Below are 17,712 nucleotides of genomic sequence, written 5' to 3'. Positions count from 1 at the left end.
CTTCTGTATGATTTGCGCCACACTTGGGCCTTCGGCTCCCATGGTTTCGGATTAAGGACAATTCATGCGTATCGGTCTTTTGTCGTCTTTGACGCTGGCGCTCGGCGCCCTCCTCTGCAATCAGGCCCAGGCCAGCTCCGACGACTCCTGTTATCCGCGCTGGACCCTGCTCAAAAACAACCTCGATAGCTGCAGCAGCCTGCCGTTTCTCAACCCGGGCAACGACAGCCGGGTGAACCTGCGCCTGTTGCTGGCCGACAGCGGTGCCTTGCCCCTGACCCCGAAAGCGCTGGGCGCCGACGACCTGGCCGAAGGTTATGGGCCGGTGCCGTTTCCCGTGTGGCACCTGTCCCCCCCGTCCAGCTCCGAGCCCATAGTTGCCACGGACGACACTGACCTCAACGGCCGCCTGGAAGCCTTGCAGGTGGTGCGCGAAACCCCGCAAGCGGCCGGCGATGCATTCCTGTCCGGCGAAGGCAGCCGCTGCCGCAGCAACTCGGACGCCAGCGCCCAGGCCTTCATCGACCAGTTGATCGCCGCCGACCTGCCGGCCAGCGAACGCCAGGCGCTGGCGCAAAGCCGGGTCAAGCTGCTCGCCGCCTGCAGCTGGGAAAGCCCACAACTGGCCAGCCTGGTGCCGGCCAATCTGCAAACACCCCTGAGCAAAGGCTTCGCCACTTATCTGCAAGCCGCCGGCGACTTCTACAGCGGGCGCTTCAGCGAGGCCGACGCAGCGTTCGCCAGCCTCAAGGACAGCCCGAATGCCTGGCTGAAAGAAACCGCGCTGTACATGAACGCCCGCAGCACCCTCAACAATGCGCAGCAGAACGCCTTCGACGAATACGGCATGCCCGCGCTCGAGCATGTGGATAAGTCGCTGCTGCAACAGGCCGAAAACGGCTTCGACGCCTACCTGCAAACTTATCCACAGGGCGCCTACGCCGCTTCGGCCAAGGGCCTGCTGCGCCGGGTGCACTGGCTGGACGGCAATCCGGACAAGCTGGCCGCCGACTACGCCTGGCAGATGACCCAGGCCAAGGACGAGCAGCGCAACCTGTCGCTGAACGATCTGGTGGAAGAAGTCGACACCAAGCTGCTGATGGTCAACCACAACCCGGTCGGCACCCCGCTGTTGCTGGCGGTCAACGACCTGATGTGGATGCGCGAGCAGCCCGAGCCTCGGCTGACCCGCGAGGCCTTGCAGCAACAGAAGGCGGCATTCGCCGGGCAACCGGCGCTGCACGACTACCTGCTGGCGGCCTTTGCCCTGTATGTGGACAACAACCCGGACGCCGCGCTGAAACTGCTGCCCAGCGAGCTGCCCGCCCACCTCGACTACCTCGCCTTCAGCCAGCAGACCCTGCGCGGCCTGGCCCTGGAAGCGAAGAACGACAGGGCTGGCGCCCAGGCCCTGTGGCTGCAACTGCTGCCCCTGGCCAAGCAACCCTTGCAACGGGAACAGCTGGAGCTGGCCCTGGCGATGAACTACGAACGCAACCAGCAACTGGCCAAGGTATTCGCCGCCGACTCGCCGATCAAAAGTCCACAGGTGCGCTTTATCCTGCTGCGCCATGTGGCTGGCGCCGATCTGCTACGCCAGCAGATCGGCCAGGCCACCGACCCGGTCGAGCGCAACACCGCGCAATTCGTGCTGCTCTACAAGGACCTGATGCGCAGCCAGTACGCGGCCTTCGCCAGCGACCTCAAGCAGCTTCCCGCTAGCGTATCCGAGGACAAACTCGGCTACAGCCTGGGTGCCGTCTACAGCGATGGCCCGTCGCTCACCCTGTTCCAGTGGAGCGGTGATGCGGCCGAGTCCGGCTACGCCTGCCCGAGCATCACGCAAACCGCGGCGGCCCTGGAGAAGGATGGAAAAAACCCGCAAGGCCTGAACTGCCTCGGTGAGTTCATCCTGCGCAACGGCCTGGACGGCATGCCCCTGGATCGCCAGCCCGACAGCCCGTCCCTGGGCGGCACGCCAACGGCCTTCAAGGGTGAACTGTTCTCCCGCCTCGAGGGCTACAAGCAGGTGATCGCCAACACCAAGGCACCACGCAACGACCGCGCCTACGCCCTGTACCGCGCGATCAATTGCTATGCGTCGTCGGGCAACAACCGTTGTGGTGGCAAGGACGTCGAACCGGCGGTGCGCAAAGCCTGGTTCCGCCAGCTCAAAGGCACCTTCGCCGACACCCAGTGGAGCAAGTCGCTGCAGTACTACTGGTAAGCATGGCCAGCTTCTGGCGATGCCTGCTGCCGGTCTGGCTGTTGCTGACCGGCAGTGCCCAGGCGGCGGTCGACGCCCGCGACCACCAGGCCTTCTGGCTGTGGAGCGGCGTCGCTCCACAGCCGGTGCTGAACCAGGCCAAGACCCTGTACATCCTGCAAGGGCAGATCAGCCGCTCGCGTCGCGACCCGAGCGGCAACGTGCACTTCATCGCCCAGGGCATGGCCATTCCGCGCCTGCGCCAGGGCGAGGTCTGGGTGGTCTACCGCGCCCACACCCTGCACTGGCCGGAGCCGGTCTACAGCCAACTGCTGGGCCAGGTGCAGCGCTGGCAGCAGGCGGGCAACCCGGTGGTCGGCATCCAGATCGATTTCGACGCCCGCACCCGCTACCTCGACGAATACAGCAGTTTCCTGCGCGACCTGCGCCAGCGCCTGCCCGCGCAATACCGCCTGAGCATCACCGGCCTGATGGACTGGAGCAGCAACGCCAACCCCGAGGCCATCGCCGGCCTCAAGGGCATCGTCGACGAAGTGGTGGTGCAGACCTACCAGGGCCGCCACAGCATTCCCAACTACGCCGCCTACCTGCCCCGCCTCGACCGCATGGGCCTGCCGTTCAAGGTGGGCTTGATCCAGGGCGGCGAATGGCAGGAACCGGACTATCTGAAAGACAGCCCGTGGTTCAGGGGGTATGTGGTGTTTTTGCAGAATCCGCGCTAGCCAACGGATACACCGACTCCCAGCCGCCACCCAGCGCCTTGTACAGGCCGACCATGGCCAGGGAAACGCCGGTCGAGCTTTCCACCAGTTGTTCCTGGGTGGCGAGCAGGGCGCCCTGGACGGTGAGGACGTTGACGAAGTCCACCACGCCTTCGACGTACTGCTGTTGCGCGGTGCGCAGGGCGATCTGGTTTTGCCGCACGGCCTCGGCGAGGCTGTCGCGGCGCAGCTGGCTGCTGTTGTAGCGGGTCAGCTGGTCGTCGATTTCATGCCAGGCGCGCAGCACGGTCTGCTGGTAGGCAACGGCCGCTTCCTGCTGCTGGGCTTCGCGCAGATGCAGCATGCCGCGCAGGCGGCCGCCGTCGAACAGCGGCAGGCTGAACTGCGGGCCGATGCCGAACTGGCGCGAGCCCCAGGAGCCGAAGTCCGACAGCTGCATGGCCTGGGAGCCGAAGTTGCCCGACAGGGTGATGCGCGGATAAAAGTCGCCCTTGGCCACGCCGATGCTGGCGGTGGCGGCATGCAGGCGGGCTTCGGCCTGGCGGATGTCCGGGCGGCGTTCGGCCAGTTGCGACGGCAGGCCGATGGCGACCTGGCTCGGGGTTTGCGGCACCGGCCCGTCCGCCGCGAGTTCGGCGTGCAGGGCCTGGGGCGGCTCGCCCATCAGCAGGCTCAAAGCGTTGATCAGTTGCGCCTGGCGCTGCTGCAAGGCCGGCAGTTGCGACTCGATGGTCGCCACCTGCGCAGCGGCTTCGGCGACGTCCAGGTCGGTGGCCACACCGTCGGCCAGGCGCAGCTGCGAGAGCTTGAGGCTGTGGCGGGCGACGTCGAGGTTCTGCTCGGTCACCGCCCGGGTGCTCTGCACGCCGCGCAGCTGGATGTAGTCCTGGGCGGTCTCGGCCAGCACCGACAACAACACCCCGCGCCGGTCGTTTTCCGCGACTTCCAGGGTCGCGTCAGCGGCCTCGGTTTCACGCCGCACGCGACCCCAGAAATCCAGCTCCCAGGAAGCCGAGAAGCCGGCGTCCCACAGGTTGAAGGCAGACTTGCCCTCGTGACCCGAAGGATCGTTCAAGCCTTCGCCGCTGTTGCGTTTACGCGCATAGCCGCCGCTGGCGCTGCTGCTCGGATAACGCTCGGCGGTGATCACCTGGCGCGCCGCGCGGCTCTGTTGCAGGCGGCTGGTGGCCAGTTGCAGATCGAGGTTGTCGGTCAGCACGCGCCGGCTCAGGGCCGACAGCTGCGGATCCTTGAATACATCCCACCAGCGCTCGTCCAGGGGGCTGGTCACTACCTGGCTCGGCGCGGCCTTTTGCGCAGTGGCCCAGGCCTCGACCCGCGGCCCTTCGGGGCGCTGGAAATCCGGGCCGACAGTACAGGCGGCCAGGGACAACAGGCTCAAGACAAATACCGGCTGGAGCAGACGACTCATCGCTTCGCCACCTCACGCACGGAGCTGGCCTTGCCCAGGGTATCGACGCTCGCTTCCACCGACATCCCGACCCGCAGGCGCTCGGCCATGGGCTGGCCGGGCTCCAGCAGGATCTTCACCGGAATGCGCTGCACCACCTTGGTGAAGTTGCCGGTGGCGTTGTCCGGCTTGACCGCGGCGAAGGTCACCCCGGTGGCCGGCGCCAGGCTCTCGACCCGGCCGCGCAGGGTTTCGCCGTCCAGGCTGTCGACCCGCACCGCGACCGGCTGCCCGGGGTGCATGCGGGCCAGCTGGGTTTCCTGGAAGTTGGCCACCACATAGGCCTGCTCCAGCGGCACCACGGCGAGGATCTTGCTGCCCGGCGTGACGTAGGCGCCGACCCGCACCGCGCGCTCGCCGACCATGCCGTCCACCGGCGCGACGATGCGCGTGTAGGACAGCTCGTAGCTGGCCATTTCCAGGGCAGCCTGGGCGCGCTTCAGCCCACCCTCGGCGGCGTCGCGCTGGGCGGTGAGAATCTCCACCTGCTTGCGTTCCGCCGCCAGCGCCGCGGTGGCCGTGGCCAGCCGCGCGCTGGCCTGGTCGATGCGGGTCTTGGCCTGCTGGGCATTCTGCACGGTGCCGGCGCCGACCCCGGCCAGGTGGTTGTAGCGGTTCAGTTCATGTTCGGCGAAGGCCATTTCCGCCCGCGCAGCCACCACCGAGGCCTGGGCCTGGGCGATCACCGAGCTTTGCCGGTCGAGGGTGGCGCGGGCGTTCTGCAGCTGCGCCTTGGCCACCAGGGTTTCGGCGTCCGCCGCCTGGGCCGCGGCGCGCAGGTCGCGATCGTCGATCAACGCCAACAGCTGGCCGGCCTTGACCCGCTGGTTGTCTTCCACCAGCACTTCCTTGATGAAACCCGCCACGCGCGGGGCCACCAGGGTGTAGTCGGCGCTCACGAAGGCGTCGTTGGTGGTCTGCTCGGTGGCCTTGCCGGTGACCAGGTACACCAGCACGCCAAGGACCGCGACCGCCGCCACGCTGACGGCGATTTTGTGTTTGATAGGGATCGTCATAAAAACCTTCTGTCTCAGTGAACGTTCAAGTCGGCGCGCGTGGCGGATAGATCCGCGTCGGCAGCCAGAAAATCAGCAGGATCAGGGCCGCCGCCACGCCAGCCATGACGTAGTAGAGGTCGGCGGAGGTCAGCACCACGGCCTGGCGGTGCAAGCGCTGGGCGAGGTTGCTGGCGTCGATGGCGCTCAGCGGCGAGTTGCCGAGGCTGTCCACCAGCATGGTCGAGTGAAAGTGCAGGCGGTGGGTGGTCAGGGCATCCAGCACGCCGGTGGCGATCACCGCCGCCAGGCCTTTCACGGTGTTGAACCAGGCGGAAGCGAACGGCCCCTCGATCGGCTGGATACTGCCGGTGGAGAGCATCAGCAGCGGCAGCACCGCCATCGGCTGGCCGAAGATCTGCAGCAGTTGCAGCACGTAGAAATCGTCGCGGATCCACGCCGAGGTCAGTTGCGTGCCGCCCAGGCACGACAGCACCAGCATCGTCAGGCCGATGCCCAGCACCCAGCGGCAATCGACCCAGCGCAGGTTGCACAGGGCCGCCACCAGCGGCAGCGCGATCAGTTGCGGCAGGGCCATCACCAGCATCACCGGGGCGGTCTGCAACGGCCGGTAGCCCTGGACCTGGGCCAGGAAGCTGGACGGAATGATGATCACCGCGGTCAGTACCACCAGCACCCCGGCCAGGGTCAGCAGGGCGAACGACAGGTTGCGGATGCCAAGCATCTGCAACTTGAAGAACGGGATCGGCTGCGACCATTCGTTGATCAGGAACAGCACCAGCAACAACGCGCCGCCCCCCAGCAGCAGGCAGATCAGCGGCGAGCCGAACCAGTCCAGGCGGTTGCCCTGCAGGATGCCGATCACCAGCATGCAGATCGCCGGAAACCCCAGCAGCAGGCCACGCCAGTTGAAGGCCTTGAGACGCTCCAGGCGCAGCGGGTCCTGGGGCAGGCCGTAGGCCACCGCGAGCATCGCCAGCAAGCAGGGCGCCACCACCTGCCAGAACGCCCACTGCCAGCCGACGTATTCGGTCCACAGGGCGGCCAGCGGCGTGCCCAGGCTCGGGCCGAAGGTGGCGGTCAGGGCATAGCCGGCCAGGCCGTAGAGCTTGACGTTGGCCGGCAGGAACCGCAGGGCCACGGTCATCAGCATCGGCGGCAACGCGCCGCCGGCCAGGCCTTGCACGGTGCGCAGCAGCAACAGGCTTTGGTAATTCGGGGCGAACGGACAGAGCACGCCCAGCAAGGTGAACAGGGCGATGGCGCAGAGGGTGAAACGGCGCAGCGAGAAGGTCACCGAACACCAGGGCGCGAAGGCCATGGCTGCCACCGACGTGGCGGTGTAGCTGGCCACCAGCCAGGTGCCTTCGTCGTAGCCGATGGCCAGGGCGCCACGGATATCGGCCAGGGCGATCTTGGTCACCATCTCGTTGAGGCCCGACACCAGCACAGCCAGCAATACGCCGAGCAGGCCGATGATGATTCGCGGGCCGAAGACCGCGGGGCTGACAGCTGCCGGTTTGCTGGCCACTTCAACGGGTGCCGGCACAGCCACGGCGAGGGAACTCATGAAGGGAAGGACTCCGATAGAAATACCGAAGCAGTTTAAAAAGCCCGACAGCTGACGAAAACTGACTTATCGACAGCTTATAAGTGCATCAGACACAACGATTGGATGGCTTGTAGCCGCTGCCGAGCAACGCGAGGCTGCGATCGGCGGCGCAGCCGTCGCAAAACCAGGCGACCTGATCCAACAGGCCAATCGCGGTCGCTGCCAGGCGAGGGCTAAGTCGGAATGCCACCCACCTCGTTCACAGCCTCGCGTTGCTCGGCAGCGGCTACAGGGGTTGTGGTGCTCTGTAACCCTGTAGGAGCGAGCGGGCGGCGATCCGACTTGCCCGCGATGAACGATAACGCGGTGCAGCAGGTTAACCGTGGCGTGCCTATCGCGGGCAAGCCTCGCTCCTACGGGATATTGGGTGTTTTCAGGGCTGGGCGGCGCGCCAGGTTTCGTTGCAGGAGGCGCGCAGGGTCTCGCGGAACCATTTGTGCGCCGGGTCCTTGTCGTAGCGCGGGTGCCAGGCCTGGGTCAGTACCAGGGTCGGCAAGGGAATCGGCAAGACGAAGGAGCGCAGGTGCAGCCCCAGGCGCGACACGCTGAGCAGGGTTTCCTTGGGCACCGGCAGGATCAGGTCCGAATCCGGCAGCATGAACATCGCGGCATGGAAGCTCGGCGCGATCAGCGGCACCCGGCGTTCCAGGCCCAGGTCGCCAAGCGCCACGTCGATCGGCCCGCGGGCAATGCCGCGCCGGGACATGCTGATGTGCGGAAAGGCGGCAAAACGCTCGGCGGTGATCTCCTCGTCGAGCAACGGATGATGCTCGCGCACCAGACCGACGAAGGTGGTGGAAAACAGGTTCTGCACCTTCACTTCCGGGGTCAGCGGCCGGGTGTTGCTGATGCGCAGGTCGATCCGCCCTTCGCGCAGGGCCTCGTCGTCGCCATCGCCTTCGGGGACGAAACGCAGTTCGCAATGGGGCGCCTGGCGCTCCAGGGTGTCGATCAGGCGGCCGCCATAGACGCCGACGAAGAAGTCGTTGGCGCGCACATTGAAGCGCCGACGCAGGGTGCTGAGGTCAACCTGATCGCCAGAGCGGAACACCAGCGCCGCCTGCTCCACCAGGTCGCGTACCTGGCCGCGCAGTTCCAGGGCCTTGGGCGTGGGCACCAAGCCACGGCCGGCGCGTACCAGGATCGGGTCGCCCAGCGCCTCGCGGATCCGCGTGAGGGTCCGGCTCATGGCCGCCGGGCTGAGGTTCATGCGCCGCGCCGCGCCGACCACGCTGCCCTCGTCGAGCAGGGCGTCGAGGGCGACCAGAAGGTTCATGTCCGGGAGTTGCATGCTGAGCACTCGTGGCTGATCGGGAATGAGTCAGGCGCAATGCTAGCAGGGTCATTTCAGTCAGGGACACCACTCTCTGTAGCCGCTGCCGCAGGCTGCGATCGAGGACGAAGTCCTCGCCAGACCTGCGCATGCGGTGTGCCAGACAAAATGTGCTGTCAGGTTTTGCGGCCCCTGCGATGCCGATCGCAGCCTCGCGGGCTCGGCAGCGGCTACAGGTTGATCGGTAGCAGGCTCAGCGCTGCATGCCCCAGCGTTTCACGGTGACCCGCTCCAGGGTGTCGAACACCAGGTTCTCCACCAGCAGGCCGATCAGGATCACCACCGCCAGGCCGGCGAAGACCTTGTCGGTGTACAGCTCGTTGCGGTTCTGGAAGATGTACCAGCCCAGGCCGCCCTTGCCGCTGGTGGCGCCGAACACCAGTTCGGCGGCGATCAGGGTGCGCCAGGCGAAGGCCCAGCCGATTTTCAGGCCGGCGAGGATCGACGGCAGCGCCGCCGGGATCAGGATGAACAGCACGAAGCGCATGCCCTTGAGCCCGTAGTTGCGCCCGGCCATGCGCAGGGTTTCGGAAACCCCGAGGAACCCGGCGTAGGTGTTCAGGGCCAGGGCCCAGAGCACCGAATGCACCAGCACGAAAATCAGGCTGTTCTCCCCCAGGCCGAACCACAGCAGGGCCAGCGGCAACAGGGCGATGGCCGGCAACGGGTTGAACATCGAGGTCAGGGTGCTCAATAGGTCGCGGCCCACCTGGGTCGACACCGCCAGGGTGGTCAGGGCAAAGGCCAGGACGATGCCGATCAGGTAGCCCTTGAGCAGCACGACCAGGGAGATGCCGACCTTGCCCAGCAGCTCGCCGCTGAGCAGGCCGTGGTACAGCGCGCTGGCGGTCTGCAGGAAGCTGGGCAGCAGCAGGTCGTTGTTCTGGTAGCGGGCCACGGCCTCCCAGAGCAGCGCCAGCAGGATCAGGATCAGGCTCTTGCGCAGCCAGCCTTGCTGCCACAGGCGCTGGCCCAGCGGCAATTCACGCTCCAGCGGCACCGCCAGCAAGGGTTCGAGGGCAACTTCGTATTCCTGGCGAACAGGTGATGAATGGCTCATCGGGCGTTCCTCCTAAAAGCTCAATAAGCGATACGGATATCGGTGAAATCCAGCTCGCGCTCGGTTTCCGGCGACTGGCCTTCGTCGAACAGCAGCCGGTGGATGCGCCGCGCCGTCTGCTGGAACGCCACGCCGCCGAGGCTTTGCAGGTCGTACTGATGGCTGTGGATTTCCGCCCGCACCCGCCCCGGATGGGGCGACAGCAGCAGGATGCGGTTGCCCACCACCAGCGCTTCCTCGATGGAGTGGGTGACGAACAGCAAGGTGAAGCGCACCTCTTCCCAGAGCAGCAGCAACTCTTCCTGCATCTTGCGTCGGGTCAGGGCGTCGAGGGCGGCGAAGGGTTCATCCATCAGCAGGATCTTCGGCTGCATCGCCAGCGCCCGGGCGATGGCCACCCGGGCCTTCATGCCACCGGACAGGGTGTGCGGGTAGGCATCGGCAAACGCCGCCAGGCCGACCTTGTCCAGGTAATGCAGCGCGCGCTCCTCGGCCTCGCGGCGGTTGAGGGTTTTCGACGCCAGCAGCGGGAACATCACGTTCTGCTTGACGGTTTTCCACGGCGGTAGCTGGTCGAACTCCTGGAACACCACGATCCGGTCCGGCCCCGGCTGGCTGACCCGCTGTCCTTGCAGGCAAATCTCACCCTCGCAGGGCTGGATGAAGCCGGCGACCGCCTTGAGCAGGGTCGACTTGCCGCAGCCCGAGGGCCCGAGCAGGACGAAGCGGTCGGCTGGATCGATTTCGAAACTGACCTGGTGGGTGGCCCGCACCACGCGCTGCGGGGTGCGGTATTCCAGGCTGACCTGGTCGACCGCCAGCAGCGCCTGCGCCGCCGCGGTCGGGTTGCTGGCCGTGTGGCCTTGCAAGGGGGCGTTCATGGCGATCAGCTCCCTTGCAGCGGGGTGGTGTCCTGGAAGAAGTAGTCCTTCCACGATTGCGGCTTGTTCTTGATCGCGCCCACGCGGTAGAGGAATTCGGCCAGCGGGTAGGTGTTTTTCGGGGTGACGGTGAATTCGAACTGCGGGTTGTCGATGATTTTCAGCAAGGCCTCGCGGTCGATCTTGGCCTTGGTCACGCGGATGTAGGTATCCGCCGCCGCGCCCTTGTCCTTCTGGGCGAAGTCGGCGGCCTCGGCCAGCGCCTCGACGAAAGCCTTGTAGGTTTTCGGGTTCTCGGTACGGAATTTCTCGGTGGCGAACAGCACGGTCGGCGAGTTCGGGCCCAGCAGGTCGTAGGTGTTGAGCACCACGTGCACATTCGGGTTGGTCAGCGCCTGGTCCTGGAACGGCGGGTTGGAGAAGTGCCCGGTCAGCTCGGTGCCGCCGGCGATCAGCGCCGCCGTGGCATCCGGGTGCGGAACGGCGATGGTGTACTTGTCCAGACGATTGAATTCCTTGTCGCCCCACTGCTTGGCCGCGGCGTACTGCAGGAACCGCGACTGCACGGAAACCCCCACCGCCGGCACCGCGATGCGGTCCTTCTCGGTGAAGTCGGCGATGGTCTTGACCTTGGGATTGTTGCTCACCAGGTAGTAAGGGAAGTTACCCAGCGACGCCACGGCCTTGACGTTCTGCTTGCCGTGGGTGCGGTCCCAGATGGTCAGCAGCGGACCGACGCCGGCCCCGGCGATGTCGATGGAGCCGGAGAGCAAGGCGTCGTTGACCGCCGCGCCGCCGGACAGCTGGGTCCAGTCAACCTTGATGTCGATGCCTTCTTCCTTGCCGTGCTTCTCGATCAGGTTCTGGTCGCGCACCACGTTGAGCAGCAGATAGACGATGCCGAACTGTTCGGCGATGCGGATCTCGCCTTCGGCATGGGCCGCCGTCGGCGCGACCAGGTTAGCGGCCAGCAGGCTGAAGCCCAGGCCGATGGCGGCCGCCAGTTTGCCCAGGCGCGGGAGGCGTTGAGTAGGTTGGGACATGGTGTTTCTCCTGCCGTGGGTGGCCGATCAGTAAGGGGCATCGCCCTGGATGGTGGTGCGGTACAGCTTGCGGCGCAGGTGGCTGGGGCAGCCGGCGGCCAGATGGATCAGCGAGCGGTTGTCCCAGAACACCAGGTCATGGGGCTGCCATTGGTGGCGGTAGATGTTTTCCGGTAGCACGCTGTGGGCGTACAGCTCGGCCAACAGCTGGCGGCTCTCGTCTTCCGGCAGGCCGACGATGCGGGTGGTGAAGCCTTCGCTGACGAACAGCGCCTTGCGACCGTTTTCCGGGTGGGTGCGCACGACCGGGTGCACCACTTCCTGGACCTGGGCCAGTTGCTCCGGGGTCAGGGTCGGGCGCCAGTTGCCCTCGAACTTGGTCTCGCTGTAGCGCGCGGTGTAGGAGTGCGCGGCGCAGCGGCCCTCGACCGCCTTGCGTAGCGCTGCGGGCAGGCTGTCCCAGGCTTTGTGCATGTCGGCGAACAGCGTGTCGCCACCCTCGGACGGCAGCTCCTGGGCGTGCAGCATCGAGCCCAGGCTCGGCAGTTCCTTGTAGGAGAGATCGGAGTGCCAGAACTTGCCGGCGTCCCCCAGGCCGATGGACTGGCCGTTCTCGATGATATTGGAAACGATGAGGATTTCCGGGTGCCCGGCCAGCAGGAACTGCTTGAGCACGTGGATCTGCAGCACGCCGAAACGGCGGCTGAAGGCGATCTGTTGTTCGGGGCTGATGCGCTGGTCGCGGAACACCACGACGTGATGATCCAAGTGCGCGCGGTGAATACGGGCGAAATCCTGGTCGTTGACCGGCTTGGCCAGGTCCAGGCCGACGATCTCGGCACCGACGGCGCCGCTGAAGGGGCGGATAGCAAAAGCTTGTGCGGCGATGGGCGCGGCACTTGGAGACAGTACGGACATAAATCACTCCCACGCAGAGCACGCCCGGTGGCGCGCGCGTCGATCAGAAACTCACGGAGGTCCCGTGTTGGTTCATTTCGTGCGGCGCGCCGATTGGTCGGCAGGTACGCAGGGAGTCGACTTTATAGATATAAGAACTGAACTTTAAATACCGTTAATGAATAACGATATGGCGATTCGGGCAGGAAATTCAATGGTGAATCCAGAGACGCTATCGCGAGCAAGCTTCGCTCCTACAGAAGCTGCGCGGTGGCTTCTGTAGGAGCGAAGCTTGCTCGCGAATGGATTCGAAGATCGCCGCCGCTCATATCCTGCCCATCCGCGGCATGGGCGGCAGCAGCTACAGCCTCAACGCTCGTGCAGCGCCTCGGCGCGGGCGCGGATGATCGGCTTGAGCAGGTAGCTGAGTATGCTTTTCTTGCCGGTGATGATGTCCACCGAGGCGACCATGCCGGGGATGATCAGCAACGGCTTCTCATCGGTGCCCAGGTGGCTGCGGTCGGTGCGCAGCTTGATCACGTAGTAGGTGGTCTTCTTGTCTTCGTCGGTGATGGTGTCGGCGCCGATCTGTTCCAGCTTGGCCTTCAGGCCGCCGTAGATGGTGTAGTCATAGGCGGTGAACTTGACCACGGCTTCCTGCCCCGGGTGCAGGAAGGCGATGTCCTGCGGACGAATCTTCGCTTCCACCAGCAGAGTGTCGTCCAGCGGCACGATCTCCACCATGTCGCTGCCCGGCTGAATCACGCCGCCGATGGTGTTGACCATCAGCTGCTTGACGATACCGCGCACTGGCGAGGTGACCAGGGTCCGGCTGACCCGGTCTTCCAGGGCCTTGCCGGTGGCGCTGGCCTTGTTCAGTTCGGTGCGGGCCTCGTTGAGTTGGGTCAGGGCTTCGCTGCGGAATTTGCCGCGAGTTTCGTCGATCTTGCGCTGGACTTCCTTGATCGCCGATTCGGCACGGGGGATCGCCAGGGTGGTGGCGTCCAGTTGCCCGCGGGTCTCGACTTCGGCGCGCTTGAGCCGCAGCACTTCCACCGGCGACACCGCGCCCTGGGCCACCAATGGCTCGGACATGGCGATTTCCTGGCGTTGCAGGCCCAGTTGCTGACGGTACTGCGCCTGCTTGGAGGTGAACTCGCGCAGCTCCTGCTGCTTCTGGATCAGCTGCTCCTGCAGGCCGCCGACTTCGTCGTGCAACTGCTGGCGACGGCTTTCATACAGGGATTTTTCGCTGGCGGCCTGGCCAGGCACGGCGGCCATGGCATCGGCCGGGAAGTTCAGTTCGCGGTCGTCGATCTCCGCGCTCAGGCGCTCGACCCGCAGCAGCATCGAAAGGCGGTCGGCCTCGGTCTCGCCGACGTTAGACTTGAAGCGCGTGTCGTCCAGGCGGATCAACGGCGCGCCGGCCTCGACTATCTGCCCTTCCTTGACGAACAGTTCGGCAACGATGCCACCTTCCAGGTTCTGGATTTTCTGCACCTTGGACGACGGAATCGCCTTGCCCTCGCCCTTGGTCACTTCGTCGATCACCGCGAAGTTGGCCCACAGCAGCAGGAACAGGAAGAAACCGATGATGCCCCAGATGGTCAGGCGGATAACCCGCGGCGCATCCTCGATCAGCGCCTTGTTGACCTCGGGCAGGGGTTGGTCGTGCAGCGATTCGGTGCCTTTGAAGTAGCGCAGGATCGAGTCTTTGAAACCGGACTTAAGCAACACTGATCTGCCCCTTCTTCAACGCTTCCATCACGACCGCTTTCGGTCCATCGGCGAGGATCTGCCCGCGGTCGATCACCAGCAGGCGATCCACCAGCGACAGCAGCGAGGCACGGTGGGTGACCAGCACCACGGTCTTGGCTTCCACCACGGCTTGCAGGCGTTGTTTCAAGCGTTCTTCACCGGTGTTGTCCATGGCGCTGGTCGGTTCGTCGAGCAGCAGAATGGGTGGGTTGAGCAGCAGGGCCCGGGCCAGGGCGACGTTCTGCCGCTGGCCGCCGGAGAGGTTCTGTCCGCGCTCGCCGACCTGCAGTTCGTAGCCCTGCGGGTGCAGCCGGGCGAATTCGTGAACGCCAGCCAGTTCGGCGGCCTGCAGCACCAGTTCGTCTTCGACATAACGGGCGCCGGAAGTCAGGTTGTCACGCAGGGTGCCGGCCAGCAGCTGGATGTCCTGGGCCACATAACCGATGTTGTGGCGCAATTCGCTGACGTCGATCTGCCGGATGTCCACGCCGTCCACCAGCAAGGCGCCGGAGTCCGGGGTATACAGGCCCACCAGCAGCTTGGCCAGGGAGCTCTTGCCCGAGCCGCTGCGGCCGATGATGCCGATCTTCTCGCCCGGCTTGACCACCAGGTTGATGTTCTTCAGCGCCGGGTTCTGCTGCCCCGGGTAGGTGAAATTCAGTTGCCGGCATTCGATGGCGCCCTGCAGCACGTTGCGGCTCAGGGGGCGCTCGTCGAAGTTGCGCTCCTGGGGCAGCTCCATCATCTGGTCGACCGAGGTCATGGTCACCCGCGCCTGCTGGTAGCGGGTCAGCAGGCCGGACAACGAAGCCAGCGGGCTGAGGGCGCGGCCGCTGAGCATGTAGCAGGCGATCAGCCCGCCCATGCTGAGGTTGCCGTCGATGATCTGGTACACGCCGAAGACGATCATGATCACCCCGGCCAACTGCTGGATCAGCAGGGTGATGTTCATCGCCAGGCTGGAGAGCATCTTCACCCGCAGCTCGAGACGACCCAGGGTGCCGATGGTCTGCTCCCACTGGTACTGGCGTTCGCTTTCGGCGTTGTTGACCTTCACCGCATCCAGCCCAGCCAGGGTCTCGATCAGGCTCGACTGGCGCTCGGCGCCCAGGGCCATGGTTTTTTCCATGGTGGCGATCAGCGGCTTCTGCAGGGCGTAGCCGATGCCCAGGGCAATCGGGAAGGCCAGCACCGGAATCCACACCAGGTGCCCACCGAGGATGGCGATCACCAGGAAGATCAGCAGGGTGAACGGCAGGTCGATCAGGCTGGTGAGGGTCAGCGAGGCGAGGAAGTCGCGCAGGCTCTGGAACTCATGGATGTTCTGGGCAAAGCTGCCGACCCGCGCCGGTCGGTACTTCATGGCCATGCCGACGATGCGCTCGAACAGCGTGGCCGAGATGATCAGGTCGGTTTTCTTGCCGGCCAGGTCCAGGCACAGGCTGCGCAGGCTCTTGAGGATCAGGTCGAACAGGTAGGCGCCGGTGATGCCGATGGCCAGCACCCACAGGGTGGCGGCGGCCTGGTTGGGGACCACGCGGTCGTAGACGTTCATCACGAACAGCGGCGCGGCCATGGCGATGACGTTGATCAGCAGACTGGCGGCGATGGCGTCGGCGTACAGCCAGCGCGAACGCTTCAAGGTGTCGCGGAACCAGGAGCGGGCGCGGGGAATCAGCGAGCCATGGTTCACGTCGAATTTGTGTTGCGGCTGGGCGAAGAACACTTGCCCGCTGTAGTCGTCGGCCAGCATCTGGCGACTGACGCTGACCTCGCCGCCGTCGCTCTCACTGAGCAGCAGGCGGGCCCGGTCTTCGCCCTGCCAGCCGAGCAGGACGGCGCTGCGGCCGTCCTTGAGCAACAGCATGGCCGGCATGGCGATGGCAGGAATCTGCTCCAGCTTGCGCCGCAGCAAACGCCCCTGCAGGCCGGCGCGAGCCGCGGCGCGCGGCAGCAGCTCGGCGCTCAGGCGCTGGGACGGCAACGGCAGGCCAGTGGTCAACATCGCCGCGCTGGCCGGCTTCTGGTGCAAGGAGCACAGGGTTAGCAGGGCATCCAGCAGCGGGTCGTCATGCATGCCGCGTGGATCATGGCTAAGTTGCACTCGACTGACTTCTGATTCCACGCTCGGCACTCTTTAACTGTCTATTGGATGAAATGTACTCAATTCATCCCAGGCAGTTGGACCTTGGGCTTCACATCGTTCTGCACGACGGAAGCCATGGGGGCGACCACTCCCTGGCTCTTGAGCAATTCGCCCATGGTCGCCTTGATTCGATATTGAGTAAATAACTGAATGTTCTTGATTTCCGCCAAACGACGCGAGGCGGTGAACAGTTCATTCTCGCTATCGAGCAAGTCGAGCAAGGTGCGCTCGCCCAGACTGAATTGCTTCTGGTACGCCTCACGCACGCTGGCGCTGCGATCGACATATTGCTGGGCGATCGGCACTTGCGCATTGGCGTTGTTCAAGGCGTTCCACGCCAAGCCTAGCTCCTCATTCAAAACTCGCAGGGCGTTGTTACGAATATCCAGCGCCTGGTTGGACTGATAGGCCTTGGATTCCAGGTCGGCCTTGTTGCTGCCGCCGGCAAACAGGTTGAAGCGCATGCGCAGCATGGCCTGCCATTCGTTGTTGTGGCCGTCGATCCCGTCCAGGTTGTTGTCGGCGGTACGCCCAAGCTCGGCATCGAAGCGCGGGTAGAAGGTCGACTTGGCGGCTTCGTACTGCTTCTCGGCGGCGACGATGTCGGACTCGGCCGAACGCAGGATCGGGCTGTTTTCCAGCATCTGGCGCTGGGCTTCGTCGAGGGTGGCCGGCAGCAGGGCCATGAAACCGACCGGGCGCTCCAGCTGATCCGGCATCTGGCCGACGGCGCTGAGGTAGTTGGTCTGGGCATCGGCCAGGTTGGTCTGTTCGGTGATCAGGTTGTTGCGCGCCTGGGCCATGCGCGCTTCCGCCTGGTCGAGGTCGGCGCGACTGCCGACGCCGCGCTGGGTGCGCAGCTGGATCTGATCGTAGATGCGCTCGTGATTGCGCATGTTGTCTTCGGCCAGGCGCACGAACTCGCGACGGGTCAGCACATCCAGGTACACCTGGGCCACGGTCAGCGCGGTGCGCTCGGAAGTGCCCAGCAACGAGTACGCCCGGGAATTGACGGTGGCTTGTTGACGCCCTACCTCACTGGAGGTGGCAAAACCGTCAAAAACCATTTGTTGGAGACGCAAACTTGACTCGCTGCGGTTCAGCGTCTCCCAGTGATTGCTCGATCCTGCACGGGTGGTCGGGCTGTCGGTGCCCTCACGGCCGTAGCCGCCCAGCAAATCGACCCGCGGCAAATAGCCGCCCTTGGCCGCTTTGAGCTGGTAATCGGCCGCCAGACGGCTGTTCACCGCGGCCTGGATTTCCGGATGGACATCCAGGGCTTTCTGCATGGCTTCAGGCAGGGTTTGTGCTTGGGCAAAACTGGCGGCGAGTACGAAGGGTAAGGCTTTGAACAACTGCGGACGCATAGAGGGGTTCCCAGGACTTCTTGTCCCAAATCACAGCAAAACGAGGTGCTGCATCGGATGATGGCAACCGGAATGACCGTATATCGGAAAGTTCAAACCATGAACTGGGTCACACACTTTTAGACAGGTCGCCGCATGAATATCAATGTGACATTACCTTGACGATTGTTTAGGATGAC

The 17,712-nt window shown here is 65.0% G+C and carries 13 protein-coding genes; 2 read left to right on the top strand and 11 right to left on the bottom strand.

Features of this window, described 5'->3' with window-relative positions:
* Positions 1-64: 64 nt before the first annotated feature.
* Together C4K38_RS00765 and C4K38_RS00760 are read left to right on the top strand one after the other, a co-directional pair.
* A complete protein-coding gene (locus C4K38_RS00765; RefSeq protein WP_053276895.1) occupies positions 65-2,227 on the top strand; it encodes a PA5441 family protein in 2,163 nt (720 codons plus the stop codon).
* A gap of 2 nt (positions 2,228-2,229) precedes the next feature.
* Positions 2,230-2,949, top strand: coding sequence for a DUF3142 domain-containing protein (locus C4K38_RS00760; RefSeq protein WP_053276894.1), 720 nt, complete (start codon positions 2,230-2,232; stop codon positions 2,947-2,949).
* Here C4K38_RS00760 and C4K38_RS00755 read toward each other — a convergent pair.
* The 11 genes from C4K38_RS00755 to C4K38_RS00705 all read right to left on the bottom strand — a co-directional run bounded on the left by C4K38_RS00755 (position 2,912) and on the right by C4K38_RS00705 (position 17,533).
* A complete protein-coding gene (locus C4K38_RS00755; RefSeq protein WP_053276893.1) occupies positions 2,912-4,381 on the bottom strand; it encodes an efflux transporter outer membrane subunit in 1,470 nt (489 codons plus the stop codon). The genes C4K38_RS00760 and C4K38_RS00755 overlap by 38 nt on opposite strands.
* A complete protein-coding gene (locus C4K38_RS00750; RefSeq protein ID WP_053276892.1) occupies positions 4,378-5,436 on the bottom strand; it encodes an HlyD family secretion protein in 1,059 nt (352 codons plus the stop codon). The genes C4K38_RS00755 and C4K38_RS00750 overlap by 4 nt, the downstream gene beginning before the upstream one ends.
* Positions 5,437-5,461: 25 nt before the next feature.
* Entirely contained in the window at positions 5,462-7,006 is a 1,545-nt protein-coding gene (locus C4K38_RS00745) for an MFS transporter (RefSeq protein WP_053276891.1), read from the bottom strand.
* A gap of 415 nt (positions 7,007-7,421) precedes the next feature.
* Positions 7,422-8,339 carry a LysR family transcriptional regulator gene (locus C4K38_RS00740; protein ID WP_025808567.1) on the bottom strand — a complete coding sequence of 306 codons (918 nt, stop codon included), beginning with the start codon at positions 8,337-8,339 and terminating at the stop codon, positions 7,422-7,424.
* Between the two features lie 235 nt (positions 8,340-8,574).
* Positions 8,575-9,441 carry an ABC transporter permease gene (locus C4K38_RS00735; protein ID WP_053276890.1) on the bottom strand — a complete coding sequence of 289 codons (867 nt, stop codon included), beginning with the start codon at positions 9,439-9,441 and terminating at the stop codon, positions 8,575-8,577.
* Positions 9,442-9,461: 20 nt separating this feature from the next.
* Entirely contained in the window at positions 9,462-10,322 is an 861-nt protein-coding gene (locus tag C4K38_RS00730) for an ABC transporter ATP-binding protein (RefSeq protein ID WP_053276889.1), read from the bottom strand.
* Positions 10,323-10,327: 5 nt separating this feature from the next.
* Positions 10,328-11,365, bottom strand: coding sequence for an ABC transporter substrate-binding protein (locus tag C4K38_RS00725; protein WP_053276888.1), 1,038 nt, complete (start codon positions 11,363-11,365; stop codon positions 10,328-10,330).
* A 27-nt stretch (positions 11,366-11,392) separates the two neighbouring features.
* Positions 11,393-12,283: a TauD/TfdA dioxygenase family protein gene (locus C4K38_RS00720; RefSeq protein WP_053276887.1), complete on the bottom strand. Its 891-nt coding sequence runs from the start codon at positions 12,281-12,283 to the stop codon at positions 11,393-11,395.
* A 348-nt stretch (positions 12,284-12,631) separates the two neighbouring features.
* A complete protein-coding gene (locus C4K38_RS00715) occupies positions 12,632-13,999 on the bottom strand; it encodes an HlyD family type I secretion periplasmic adaptor subunit (RefSeq protein ID WP_053276886.1) in 1,368 nt (455 codons plus the stop codon).
* On the bottom strand, positions 13,989-16,145 hold the full coding sequence (locus tag C4K38_RS00710) for a type I secretion system permease/ATPase (protein WP_025808572.1): 2,157 nt from the start codon (positions 16,143-16,145) through the stop codon (positions 13,989-13,991). Before C4K38_RS00710 ends, C4K38_RS00715 begins: the two co-directional genes overlap by 11 nt.
* A 38-nt stretch (positions 16,146-16,183) precedes the next feature.
* Complete coding sequence (locus tag C4K38_RS00705; protein WP_053276885.1) at positions 16,184-17,533, bottom strand: TolC family outer membrane protein; 1,350 nt, start codon at positions 17,531-17,533, stop codon at positions 16,184-16,186.
* Positions 17,534-17,712: the final 179 nt, after the last annotated feature.

Source organism: Pseudomonas chlororaphis subsp. piscium, assembly GCF_003850345.1.
Lineage (GTDB): Bacteria > Pseudomonadota > Gammaproteobacteria > Pseudomonadales > Pseudomonadaceae > Aquipseudomonas > Aquipseudomonas piscium.
The sequence above is the reverse complement of the archived record's forward strand: the minus strand, read 5'-3'. Positions and strand labels throughout refer to the sequence as shown.